Below are 11,768 nucleotides of genomic sequence, written 5' to 3' on the forward strand. Positions count from 1 at the left end.
GGTTAACCTACAATAAACAAAAAACGTACTATTAAACACAGTACATTTACTGTCTGCTATTTAGCTCTATTTATAGATCAAAAAAGTGTACGCTTATGATACAGCATGTTCGTAATCGAACACTGTATACAATTACTCTAATTTGACGTTGGATAGACTATTAATCCTTCAATAAAATTCCACTTTTTTTAATAATATTTAATAATCTACTAAAATTTAATTACGGATAGACATAAAAAGAGGCGCTCAAGCTATTATGAACACCTCTTTATTAACAATTAAGCTAACTATAATAGTTTTCTAATTTTTAACGTCTGCCATGCCTTCCTTTTCTACCAAATCCCCTGCTGTCAAAGGCCATCTTTTGTTCATCTGTCATTTGATTACGAACTTCCATTTTATGCTCTGCCCTAAGCTTTGCTAATTGAAGTTTTATCTCCGACTGTTCAGTTATTGTTTTATCAACTTGTTTTAAATTGATGTTTTTTCCGGTTGTTTGAGTTTTTAACTGAGCATTTAATTCATTCAGTTTATTTTTAAGAGTCTGTTCTTTTTTCAATAACTGTAAACGCGATTGATCCATAAACTCTTTTTGAGCATCTGTTAAATCCAAAGCTGTCAGGTTTCGTCTCTGCCCTGTTCCTCTGCCTTGACCAGCTTGATTTCTCTGACCTCTTCCCTGCCCCTGGCTTTTTCCATAGCCTTGACCATTGCCTCGTTGACCATTACCTCTTCCAAAGCTATTTCTATCGCAACCTGGACATTGACCTTGGTTTCCTTTACCCAAACCATAGCCTTGCCCCATTTGACCTTTGGGGCCCTTTTTACGTGCATCAAACAAAATAACCTGATCGTCAGTTAGGTTGGCCTTTACATCCTGAAAATGTCTGATTCTTTCTTTTTGAAGGTTCGTTTGAATTGTATTAATAGAAGCTAAACATTCAAACAACGCATCTTTATCAACAGGATCTGTTGTTTCAAGCGTATGTTTTCTGGTAATCAATTCATTTAACTGATTGTGATCCGCTTTTGTTTTTTGATAAAATGCAACTCGTAGTTCATCCATTTTATCTTTCTGTTCTTGCGTTAAATCATCCTTTAAAACACAATCTTGTCGGTTAAAAGCTTGTTTTCGTTGCTGCTGGGCGGTTGCTGATACAGCTACCATAGCTAAAGCTATCAATCCCAAAAATAATTTTGTTTTCATCTTTAAAATTCTTTCAATTTTTGACATAATTTCCCCATTTAGCCAATTGACAGATCGGCTATTAATTCTGAATCAATAATTTAATAATGATTAAATACTAACGAGGTCCTCTTCCTCTTCGATGTCTTCCGGGAGGCTTTTCCATCCAATGGCGGAAGGTTTGATCCAATTTCTCTCTTTGGTCTTCGTTTCTGCAAACAGAACGAACTTTTCTGTAATGATTAAAGTTCAAAAACTCTATTTCCTTCTGCAATTCAGCTATGCTATTAATATTATCATGTACTACAGCCGAATCACTTGACTTGGTAAAAGTTTGATTCATTAAACCTTCTTTCAAACTGTCTATTTGCTTTTGATAAATAAAAACGTCTTTAAGATGTTCATTACGTAATCGTTCAAATTCATCAAATTGTGCATCATCCAATTCCAGTTTTTGCATAAAGCGCTGCTTCCACTGGGCCTTTATTTTTTCTTTGTTTTTATTCTCTAATTGCCCCGTTTGAGAACTATTGCCTGAGTTGGTTAACCAGAGGCTTAAAACAACCAGGTTACCTACAAAAAACACTGCCAGAATAATCCAACATATTTTACAACTCCTGCTCATAACTATTTTGTTTTATCCGAAGATGCTAAAAGTTCAATATCATAGTACACCGACCAACTACTTTCATCGCTGTTTTCATAAACACTTGTCCATTCATCAATAACCTGATTTTGGGCAGAAGTGTTAATTTGCTGCATTACCAGAAACAAATTACCAACTAACATCAAAAATGCTAAAGAGGCTGCAATGTTAACCATGTATTTTAAATAAGGATTTGAAGGAGTAATTTTTTCCACCTTATTCATCACCTGATCAACAAAATCAACACTAATTCTCATGTTTGAATCAACCAGAGGTGTGTTAATTATGGAATCAATCCTATTACTATGTTTATTATTATCTTTCATCTCCGTCCTTTCATTATATTTGACGTCATCTATTTTTTTTTCCTGCGCTTTTTAAAGAATTTCCTGTTTTTGCTGCATAAGAATTTCTTTCAATTTCTTTTTAGCCCTCACCAACAGCGACTCAACCGATCCTTCTGAAACACTCATTATTTCTGCAACTTCCTTTTGAGGTAACTCATCAAGCTTAGACAAACTCAAGGCAACTCTTTGCCTCTCGGGAAGCTTATCCATAGCCATCAATAAAATTCTTTTGCGCTCTTCCAGTTCCAATTCCTGACTTACATCATCAGAATCAACAACCGATAAGTTTGCCAACTCAGCATTTTCCATGGTAGACAACACCCCGTATCCTCTCTTTTTTCGCTTCTTCTGTCGTAAATAATCCAATGATTTATTAACAGCCAAACGATACAACCAGGTTGATAAGCTGGCCTCCTCTCTATAACTGGAAACCGACTTGAAGACTTCAACAAAAACTTCTTGTGCTACATCTTCTGCGTCTACTAAATGATTAACAAATGACATACAGATATGAATCACCCGTTGATGATGAATAACCACCAACTGCCGGAATGCATCTTTATTCCCCTCTTTAACCTGTTTAATTAATAATCTATCGTCAATCATTTTCTGTCATCTACTCTTTAGACGCCATTCATTATTATATCCTTCAAATCAACCAATAAATTTACAACATTTATTTACGTCAGGTATACATTGGCCAAATCTACAATAACTACCTTATTAATAAATAATAAATTAATTGCTATATTTAACTCTAACATAAACATTGATCAAACGCCCCCTGAATGAAGCGAAGAAAAGTTATATACTTTTGCTTAGTTGCGATATTATTCATTGCTCATCCTCAACGCTTTTTTGCCAAGGAGATGAAAGAAATTGTGGTACTTAATTCGTACCACATCGGCTTTAAATGGTCATCGGATATTGATGAAGCAATCGGTGAGTATTTTAAAAATGATGAGTCAGTTCGTATCTATAATGAGTTTATGGACAGTAAACGATTTCAGAGTAATGAATACTTTGACGCACTAAAAGCCACTTACTTAAAGAAATTTGAGGATCGACATATTGATGGTATAATTTGTGTTGACAATAAAGCATTCGAGTTTTTTATTGAGAGTGGATCTGATATTTGGGGTGATATACCGGCTGTATTCTGCGGGGTTAATAATATTGAGCAATATACCCACCTGGTCGACTCAACCAGGCATGCTATTGTACATGAAAAGATAGATATTTCAGGTACTATACAATTAATCTCTCAAATGCAATCCAACATTAAAGAGATAATAGCCATTTCTGATCAGACGTTATCTGGTAAAATTTTTCTTGAACAATTTATTGAAGCTTTGGAGCCTTTCTCTGATAGAATTTCATACCGATCGATAGATGCTACTGATCCAGAACAACTAAAAGAGCACTTGCAACACATAAATAAAAACAATACCGCCATCTATTTATTAAGCCTGTATACTAATAGAAATGGCGTTGCAAATGAAATGATTCATGAAAGTCAATATTTCTTTAATGATTTAAATATACCCATTTACAGCAATTGGGACTTTTTAATACCCAACTGCATTGTGGGAGGAAAAATATTAAAAGGAGCCGATCAGGGTAAGCTATCGTCCTACTTAATGGAGAAGTTGTTAAACAATGAAAACACGCCCTTATTCACCTCTCCAAACCAGTATAATATATTTGATTATCAAAAGTTAAAAACATACCATTTTCAAATACCTGATTCAATCGATAATTACCAGATAGTTAATAAACCACAAAATTTTATAGCTGAATTTAAGCATGAACTAATCTTTCTGCTAATTATTCTATTAACTCTACTTTTTGTCATCACGCTGTTAATATCAGATATGATTAAACGTAAAAAAATTGAGCTTGATTTAATAAAAAGCGAGAAACGTTTAGAGTTAGCTGTTGACGGAGCAAGTGAAGGCTTATGGGATATCGATTATTTTACCCACGAAACGTATTTCAATGATCGATTTGCCTCTTTATTAGGATACAGCTCAATAGATGAAATGAATCTTTCTGACAAGAACTGGATTTCAAATATTCATAGTGAGGATCTTTTTCATTTAAGAGAAGCTTATCAACAGCACAAAGTGGGTAATTCGGACACATTTAGAACACAGGCCCGATTACGTAAAAAAAACGGTCAGTATTCATGGTTTTCAATACTTGGTAAAATCACTGAATATTCCAATAACACTCCAAACAGAATTACCGGTGTAATTCAGAACATCGATCAGCAAAAAAACTCAGAGTATGAATTGCGTTTGGCCAAAGACAAAGCTGAAGAAAGCGACCGTTTAAAATCATCTTTTCTGGCAAATATGTCGCATGAAATCAGAACCCCGATGAATGCAATTCTGGGATTTACCGATTTATTACTTGATAGCGAAATAACCAAAGAAGAGCAGTTCGAGTACCTTAAATTGGTAAAAAAGAGTGGTGAAAACCTTTTAACGCTAATTAATGACATTATTGATATTAGCAAGATCGAATCAGGACAATTGAAAATAAATTATCAAATAACAGATTTACACACCACTTTAATTGATCTTCAATCTGTTGGTAGCTCGCTGATTAAAACACTTAATAAATCAATTCAATTACGAATATTAGTTACGGATATTAACGTACCTTTCTATATTAAAACAGATCGTATACGGCTTTATCAGATTATGCTCAACTTAATTTCAAATGCCGTAAAGTTCACCGAAACAGGTTTTATTGATATAAGCTACTCTTCGCTTGATTCTAAAACACTTCATATTTCAGTTAAAGACACTGGTCCCGGAATATCTGAAAATGATCAGAAAATAATCTTTGACCGTTTCAGGCAAATAGATGAATCAACCATAAAAAAACATGGAGGAACCGGTCTCGGATTATCAATAACCAAAAGTCTTACTGAGTTAATGAATGGTTCCATAACCGTTACAAATCGCCCCCAAAAAGGTGCTGAGTTTATTGTATCGTTACCTTGCCTGGTATCCAAAACGGTTGCTTTAGCAGAAGAATAATATTCCACATAAATCAAGACGTAAAAATACTTTTGTAATTACTAACTTTGCAGAAAATGCATTTTTATGGAGTTATTTTACGATCCTGATTTCAAAGGAGAAGGAGTTTTATGCGAACCTGAGAGCAAACATTGTATAAATGTGCTACGACATAAAACAGGTGATATTATAACCATTGCAAATGGTTATGGGAGTTATTTTAAGTGTCGTATAACAGAAGCTCACCATAAACGATGTCAATTAACATCCATTGAAACTATACATCATAAAGAACCCGAATACAAAGTACACTTAGCAGTTGCTCCCACTAAAAGTATCGACCGATTTGAATGGCTAATAGAAAAGGCTGTTGAAATGGGTGTTCAGGAAATTACACCTTTACTTTGCGCACACTCTGAACGCAAGAAGTTAAGAATTGACAGGGTTGAGAGAATTGCCATATCAGCAATGAAACAGTCGTTAAAAGCATACATGCCTATTGTTAATGACCTTACTTCATTTCAAGACTTTATCAATAAGGTTAAATCATCGCAGACTTACTTTGCGCACTGTTATGATGAGAAAAAAATACCGTTAAAAAATGCCTACCAATTAAAAACGGATGCTGTACTATGTATTGGTCCTGAAGGTGACTTTTCTATAGATGAAGTAAAATTGGCTCAAAAACAAGGGTGCCACATGGTTTCCTTGGGAACAAGTCGCTTAAGAACTGAAACAGCTGGAATTGCAGCTTGTCATACTATACATCTTTTAAATGAATAGTAAGACTTATACATACTCACTTAAATAATGACTCTCCATGTAGGATTTAAATTCTCGGGTCATGTTTTTAGCTAAATCTCCCAACATACAAGCTCCAATAATACATGAACGTTTATCGCCAGGACACGTTTGAATAGCTATTCTGCCTTCAATAGCTTCATATATTTCTAAAAGAGACAAAGTATTTGGGTCACACTTTAGAACAAATCCCCCACTCGGTCCTCGGTTAGAACTCACATAATCCTCTTTGGCCAAACGCTGCATTACTTTAGCAACATGATGCTTCGAACTCTCAATTGCTTCAGCAATTTGATTAACATTTAACTTTTTTTCGCTTCTGGCAATTAGAACCATTGAGTGTAAGGCAATTGAAGCCGCCTCTGAAAGAGTAACAATCTTCGACATAATATTGATTCAGCTATTGAATACCTAAATATTTTTATTGGCACTAAAATATAAAAAAACCCGCAACTAACTAGTTACGGGTCAAATATTATTTATGATTTACTTTTGCTCGTATTGCAAAGTTTTTGTTGTAATATCACATACTTCAGAAGGTCCGAAATACTGAATTGGACCTGGGTAAACATACTTAGTATTTTCTGCCCAGTCATCTCTCTTCTCAACAAACTTCTTGAAAGGAGCTCCATCTAAACGAACCAATGCTTTTTGAATTACTGGTTTCATTTCACCATGACGTTTTTCCATATTCATCATCATAGTTACTGGTACACCTCCAGCAATCCACTCATCTGATGAAGCTGTAAGGTTACGAACTGATGCCATGTAACCAGTTTTACCATCAGCGATTAATACTGATGCAGTGTTTCCTAAAGCATAGCAATAATCAGCATCAAAGTTAGATGGTGCAGCACAACGTCCTTCATAACCAAAGAAGTGAGGCTGACCTTTAAATTTACCTTTGAATTTACCTTCTTTCTTCCATACTTTCAATTTGGCTTTCACCATATCGATCAACATTTTCTCTGTTTCGATCAATGATACCTGCACGTTTCCGTGTGGATCGCGATCAGCCATCAACTGATTAGCAATTGAATTTGGAAGAGATACAAAAACTTCTTTTGAATCTGCAGATAAAAGATCTGCTACAAATTCGCGTTTTTCTTTGTTTCCTTCAAGGGCATTCACTTTGTCTTCGTTGTGTGCCAACAAGTCGTTCAACTCAGCAATCAACTTTTTCATGGCTGGAATAAATTCAACCAATCCTTCAGGAATTAAAGCAGTACCAAAGTTTTCACCTTTTTCTGCACGTTTTGCAACTATTTCAGCAATGTATGTTACAACATCATCTAAAGTCATTTGCTTTGCTTCTACTTCTTCAGAAACAATGCAAATATTTGGTTGAGTTTGTAAAGCACACTCTAAACCAATATGAGAAGCTGAACGTCCCATTAGTTTAATAAAATGCCAGTATTTTTTAGCTGAGTTGGCATCACGTTGAATGTTACCAATCAACTCGCTATACACTTTACAAGCGGTATCAAAGCCAAATGATGTTTCTACCATTTCGTTTTTAAGGTCACCGTCAATGGTTTTAGGACATCCAATCACCTGAACACCTGCACCTTTTGCTTTATAATATTCAGCCAACACACATGCATTGGTATTTGAGTCATCACCACCGATAATAACCAAGGCAGTAATATTTAAATCCTTGCAGTTAACTAAAGCTTTTTCGAACTGGTCTTCTTCTTCTAGTTTTGTACGACCAGAACCGATAATATCAAAACCACCAGTATTTCTATAGTGATCAACAATGTCAGCTGTTAATTCAACATACTCATTATCTACTAAACCACCAGGGCCACCTAAAAAGCCATATAATTTGTTTTCTGGGTTTAATTTTTTCAATCCATCGTAGATTCCTGAAATCACATTGTGACCTCCAGGAGCCTGACCTCCAGACAAAATCACACCTACATTACGAGCAGCTGTTGGAGCAGCTTCCCCTGGTTCAAACGTTAACAAAGGCATTCCGTAGGTATTCGGAAACATCTTCTTAATATCCGCCTGATCAGCAACTGATTCTGTTTCTTTTCCTTCAACAATTTTAACGCTTCCTTTTAAAGCTTTTGGCATTTTTGGAGCGTAGCTTTCTCTTGCAATTTGAAGTGGACTCTTAATCATTTTTCTTTTGATATTATGATAACACTTAGGTAATTTCTATTTCAAGAAAGTTCTATTCGTAATAATCCTGCAAATTTGCTGATATTTTTTCAAAATAGAAATATTAAGCCCTTAATATTTACAATCATTAACTTATTTATATCAATTATCTATTAGTTAGACATACACTAAGCCTCTCACCTTGTATTTTTGACTACACAAATACCAAATATTGAATTAACTAAACAATTAATTATCAAATAATTTTATTAAATTTATAAGGACGATTATCACTTGGCATTCAGTTTCATAATCGTGCAATACAATCAAACTAAATCTCAATTTTATGATACTTCAAAAGCGAACTCGCAAAACAATTGGTATTCTAACAGGTGGTGGAGATGTTCCAGGATTAAATCCAGCTATTAGGGCAGTCACAATAAGGGCTATTCACGAAGGCTACAAAGTTATTGGCATCCGCAATGGATGGAAAGGAGTAATTTCCATCAACCCATCACTTCCAATTGAAGATCAGGAATTTTGTGTAGAGTTAAGCGAAAATATGGTAAATCGTTTGGGGCGCACTGGCGGTACCTTTCTTCACTCAAGCAGAACCAAAGCAAATAAAGTCCATATTTCTGATGTACCAGATCACTTAAAACCAATGTATAGTGATGAATTCAATGATTTAACAGATGCTGCAGTTACCAATTTAAAATATTTGGGTATTGATTATCTTATTCCAATTGGTGGTGATGATACATTGAGCTATGGAGTACGTCTTCACCACGAAGGAATTAAGTTAGTTGCCATCCCTAAAACCATGGATGGAGATGTCCCCGGTACTGAATATTGTATTGGTTTTAGTACCTGCGTAACGCGCACAATAGAATTAACTCACGCATTAAGAACTTGCGCTGGCTCTCACGAGCGTTTTCTGGTTTTAGAGGTGTTTGGAAGAAATGCAGGCTTTTCAGCATTATTACCCACGGTAGGAGGAGCAGCTGACAGATGTGTAATTCCGGAGCATGAATTCAATATCGAACAACTTACCGCTTTAATGGTGGAAGACAGAAATAACAATCCAAGTAAATATTCAGTTGTTCTGGTTTCTGAAGGAGCTACTTTTGAAGGAGGCCAAATTGTATACACCAGTTCTGAAACTGACGCTTTTGGTCATAAAAAACTTGGTGGAATTGGTGAAACCATTGGTCAGCAGTTAAAGAAAATTTCTCCCAAATTCAACAATGGAAAAGAAATCAATGTAATCAATCAAAAACTTGGTTACCTAGTTCGTTCTGGCGAGCCAGATGCTTTAGATTCAATAGTTCCAACAGCTTATGCCAACTTAGCAATGGATCTAATAATAAAAGATAATAGTGGTCAGATGGTTTGCATTAACGATGGCAAATACAATCATATAAGTATTGAAGCTGTGAAAAAAGACGCCCATGGAGAAAGTACAAAAAAAGTGAATGTTGCTAAGTTTTACGACACTAATCGCTATCGACCTATCTATTCAAATATTATTGGTGATCCAATGATGATTTTAACAAAAGAATAGGAAATAGCTACAGATTTTAAGCTTTATTAAAACATCTAAACATTTGATTAACTATAATAGGTTACAAGATTTGTTATCTTTGAGTCCAAAGTAGGACCAAATGCAATTTTCAGTTATAATTCCAGTTTACAATCGCCCCGAAGAAATTGTTGAATTGTTAGAGTCATTGACGCTGCAATCTGCAAAATCTGAATTTGAAGTTATTATTGTTGAAGACGGATCATCTATTAGCTCACGAGAAGTTATTGATCCTTACTTTCATCAACTGGATCTGCACTACTATTATCAAGAAAATCAAGGTCCGGGCCTGGCTCGTAACTTTGGTGCCTCTAAGGCTAAAAATGATTTTTTAGTTTTTTTTGATAGCGATTGCATTATACCATCTAATTATTTCAATGTTATAATAGATGAATTTGAAAAGGAGCAAATCGAATGCTATGGTGGTCCTGACAGCTCACATCCATTCTTCACCCCTATTCAAAAAGCTATTAGCTATTCAATGACATCTCCAATCACAACCGGAGGAATTAGAGGCGGAAAGAAAAAACTTGATAAATTTTACCCGAGAAGTTTCAACCTGGGTATAAGCAAAAAGGTTTTTAATGAACTAGGGGGGTTTGGTACCATGCGATTTGGTGAAGATTTAGACTTTAGCATGCGAATCGATAAAGCCGGATATGATATTAAGCTAATCAGAGACGCATATGTTTACCATAAAAGAAGAACTAAGTTTAAAGCCTTTTACAAACAGGTCTTCAATTCCGGAATAGCACGAATTGATTTATCACTTATGCATCCGGGAACACTAAAGATAGTTCATCTTTTACCTTCTTTATTTGCTATAGGCTATCCACTTCTTGTTTTAGGAGCTTTATTTTTAAGTCCCTTAATCTGGCTGCTAATTTTCCTATTTCCACTTATAGTAATTGCAGATGCCTGGTCGAGAACCAAACAATTTAACGTTGCCATTCTTTGTTCAATGGCATCATTAGTGCAGCTATTTGGTTATGGATACGGTTTTATCAACGCTTTTTGGGTAAGAATAATAAGGGGCAAAGGAAGTTTTCACAGCTTTGCCCAATCATTCTACGACTAATAACATTGCTTTAGTTTATTATTATTTCAGCGTCAGTACCATTGAGGCTATAATTATTATATACTCTGGCGAATCCTTTTAATTTGCGTACAATCAGTTCAACCGAACTTTTCTGATTTACAAAGTATTCATCAGGCATACGCTCGTATATCTCTAATAAACGACCTGCCTCTTTTTCTAATCTTGAATAATCTTGAGTAAACAATTTTTTCATAGGCTATTTTATTAATTCTTTACCTAAAGAACGTAGCCCATAAAAATTTATTGTTTTTAACCTTAAGATAATGTAAGTGAAAGATTACGCTCTTCCATCATACGACGTAAATTCATTAATGCATATCGCATTCTTCCTAAAGCAGTATTTATACTCACATTGGTTTCTTCAGCAATTTCCTTAAAGCTTAATCCCTTGTAATGACGCATCTCTACAACTTCTCTCTGATTATCAGGTAACATTTTAACCAACATACCCACTTCACTCAATATCTGATCATGTACTAGTTTTTCTTCCACCGATTTATCAGAAAAACGAGCTGAATTAAAAAGATCAAATTCATAGTTATCATTCGATACCATCACTTGATTTTTTTGCTTGCGATAATGGTCGATGATTAAATTATGCGCAATACGCATTACCCACGAAGAAAACTTACCCGAATCGGAATATCTGCCTTTCTTCAATGTTTTAATTACTCTTATAAAAGCTTCCTGGAAAATATCTTCAGCTAATTCTTGCTGCTTTACACACATCATTATATATGAAAATACCTTGGCTTTGTGACGATCGATTAGAACATCGATACATGTTACATTGCCTGCAATAAAGTTCTTCACAAGTTCTTCATCAGAAAGCATTGTTTGCTTATCCATACTACTATTTTTTTAAAGTCTTGTAAAGGTTCTTCTATAGGCAGTGTTTTTAGATATTGTATTTGATGGGTTAAAAAAAGTAAAAAAACCTTTTAAAAACAAATTTTTAACTTTTATCGG

At 34.8% G+C, this 11,768-nt stretch carries 12 protein-coding genes; 4 read left to right on the forward strand and 8 right to left on the reverse strand.

Annotation, left to right across the window (positions count from 1 at the left end):
- Nucleotides 1–307: 307 nt before the first annotated feature.
- From KEM10_RS17425 to KEM10_RS17440, 4 genes are all read right to left on the reverse strand, one after another.
- Nucleotides 308–1,207: a Spy/CpxP family protein refolding chaperone gene (locus KEM10_RS17425; protein WP_212217315.1), complete on the reverse strand. Its 900-nt coding sequence runs from the start codon at nucleotides 1,205–1,207 to the stop codon at nucleotides 308–310.
- Between the two features lie 97 nt (nucleotides 1,208–1,304).
- Nucleotides 1,305–1,811, reverse strand: a complete 507-nt coding sequence (locus KEM10_RS17430; protein ID WP_212217316.1) for a Spy/CpxP family protein refolding chaperone — start codon at nucleotides 1,809–1,811, stop codon at nucleotides 1,305–1,307.
- Between the two features lie 2 nt (nucleotides 1,812–1,813).
- The gene (locus tag KEM10_RS17435; RefSeq protein WP_212217317.1) at nucleotides 1,814–2,158 is read right to left on the reverse strand and encodes a hypothetical protein; all 345 of its coding nucleotides are present in this window, start codon (nucleotides 2,156–2,158) and stop codon (nucleotides 1,814–1,816) included.
- A gap of 51 nt (nucleotides 2,159–2,209) precedes the next feature.
- Nucleotides 2,210–2,785, reverse strand: a complete 576-nt coding sequence (locus tag KEM10_RS17440) for an RNA polymerase sigma factor (protein WP_212217318.1) — start codon at nucleotides 2,783–2,785, stop codon at nucleotides 2,210–2,212.
- A gap of 182 nt (nucleotides 2,786–2,967) precedes the next feature.
- On the opposite strand from KEM10_RS17440, the gene KEM10_RS17445 reads away from it, so the two are divergent.
- Nucleotides 2,968–5,229, forward strand: a complete 2,262-nt coding sequence (locus tag KEM10_RS17445) for a sensor histidine kinase (RefSeq protein WP_212217319.1) — start codon at nucleotides 2,968–2,970, stop codon at nucleotides 5,227–5,229.
- A 66-nt stretch (nucleotides 5,230–5,295) separates the two neighbouring features.
- A complete protein-coding gene (locus tag KEM10_RS17450) occupies nucleotides 5,296–5,991 on the forward strand; it encodes a 16S rRNA (uracil(1498)-N(3))-methyltransferase (RefSeq protein WP_212217320.1) in 696 nt (231 codons plus the stop codon).
- Nucleotides 5,992–5,997: 6 nt separating this feature from the next.
- On the opposite strand, the gene KEM10_RS17455 is transcribed toward KEM10_RS17450, so the two are convergent.
- Together KEM10_RS17455 and KEM10_RS17460 are read right to left on the reverse strand one after the other, a co-directional pair.
- The gene (locus tag KEM10_RS17455; RefSeq protein ID WP_212217321.1) at nucleotides 5,998–6,396 is read right to left on the reverse strand and encodes an RrF2 family transcriptional regulator; all 399 of its coding nucleotides are present in this window, start codon (nucleotides 6,394–6,396) and stop codon (nucleotides 5,998–6,000) included.
- A gap of 99 nt (nucleotides 6,397–6,495) precedes the next feature.
- Nucleotides 6,496–8,139, reverse strand: coding sequence for a diphosphate--fructose-6-phosphate 1-phosphotransferase (locus KEM10_RS17460; protein ID WP_212217322.1), 1,644 nt, complete (start codon nucleotides 8,137–8,139; stop codon nucleotides 6,496–6,498).
- A 325-nt stretch (nucleotides 8,140–8,464) separates the two neighbouring features.
- Here KEM10_RS17460 and KEM10_RS17465 point away from each other — a divergent pair, with 325 nt between their 5' ends.
- Together KEM10_RS17465 and KEM10_RS17470 are read left to right on the forward strand one after the other, a co-directional pair.
- Nucleotides 8,465–9,682 carry a 6-phosphofructokinase gene (locus KEM10_RS17465; RefSeq protein ID WP_212217323.1) on the forward strand — a complete coding sequence of 406 codons (1,218 nt, stop codon included), beginning with the start codon at nucleotides 8,465–8,467 and terminating at the stop codon, nucleotides 9,680–9,682.
- Between the two features lie 100 nt (nucleotides 9,683–9,782).
- The gene (locus tag KEM10_RS17470; protein ID WP_212217324.1) at nucleotides 9,783–10,778 is read left to right on the forward strand and encodes a glycosyltransferase; all 996 of its coding nucleotides are present in this window, start codon (nucleotides 9,783–9,785) and stop codon (nucleotides 10,776–10,778) included.
- A 10-nt stretch (nucleotides 10,779–10,788) separates the two neighbouring features.
- Here KEM10_RS17470 and KEM10_RS17475 read toward each other — a convergent pair whose 3' ends face one another.
- Both KEM10_RS17475 and KEM10_RS17480 read right to left on the reverse strand, forming a co-directional pair.
- Nucleotides 10,789–10,992 carry a hypothetical protein gene (locus tag KEM10_RS17475; protein ID WP_212217325.1) on the reverse strand — a complete coding sequence of 68 codons (204 nt, stop codon included), beginning with the start codon at nucleotides 10,990–10,992 and terminating at the stop codon, nucleotides 10,789–10,791.
- Between the two features lie 62 nt (nucleotides 10,993–11,054).
- Nucleotides 11,055–11,648 carry an RNA polymerase sigma factor gene (locus tag KEM10_RS17480; protein WP_212217326.1) on the reverse strand — a complete coding sequence of 198 codons (594 nt, stop codon included), beginning with the start codon at nucleotides 11,646–11,648 and terminating at the stop codon, nucleotides 11,055–11,057.
- Between the last annotated feature and the right edge of the window lie 120 nt (nucleotides 11,649–11,768).

This window comes from Carboxylicivirga linearis (assembly GCF_018271995.1).
Lineage (GTDB): Bacteria > Bacteroidota > Bacteroidia > Bacteroidales > Marinilabiliaceae > Carboxylicivirga > Carboxylicivirga linearis.

Coding starts and splice junctions, on each gene's coding strand:
- KEM10_RS17440 (WP_212217318.1), bottom strand. CDS start 2,785: ATGATTGACGATAGATTATTAATTAAACAGGTTAAAGAGGGGAATAAA.
- KEM10_RS17465 (WP_212217323.1), top strand. CDS start 8,465: ATGATACTTCAAAAGCGAACTCGCAAAACAATTGGTATTCTAACAGGT.
- KEM10_RS17450 (WP_212217320.1), top strand. CDS start 5,296: ATGGAGTTATTTTACGATCCTGATTTCAAAGGAGAAGGAGTTTTATGC.
- KEM10_RS17455 (WP_212217321.1), bottom strand. CDS start 6,396: ATGTCGAAGATTGTTACTCTTTCAGAGGCGGCTTCAATTGCCTTACAC.
- KEM10_RS17475 (WP_212217325.1), bottom strand. CDS start 10,992: ATGAAAAAATTGTTTACTCAAGATTATTCAAGATTAGAAAAAGAGGCA.
- KEM10_RS17480 (WP_212217326.1), bottom strand. CDS start 11,648: ATGGATAAGCAAACAATGCTTTCTGATGAAGAACTTGTGAAGAACTTT.
- KEM10_RS17435 (WP_212217317.1), bottom strand. CDS start 2,158: ATGAAAGATAATAATAAACATAGTAATAGGATTGATTCCATAATTAAC.
- KEM10_RS17460 (WP_212217322.1), bottom strand. CDS start 8,139: ATGATTAAGAGTCCACTTCAAATTGCAAGAGAAAGCTACGCTCCAAAA.
- KEM10_RS17430 (WP_212217316.1), bottom strand. CDS start 1,811: ATGAGCAGGAGTTGTAAAATATGTTGGATTATTCTGGCAGTGTTTTTT.
- KEM10_RS17425 (WP_212217315.1), bottom strand. CDS start 1,207: ATGAAAACAAAATTATTTTTGGGATTGATAGCTTTAGCTATGGTAGCT.
- KEM10_RS17445 (WP_212217319.1), top strand. CDS start 2,968: ATGAAGCGAAGAAAAGTTATATACTTTTGCTTAGTTGCGATATTATTC.
- KEM10_RS17470 (WP_212217324.1), top strand. CDS start 9,783: ATGCAATTTTCAGTTATAATTCCAGTTTACAATCGCCCCGAAGAAATT.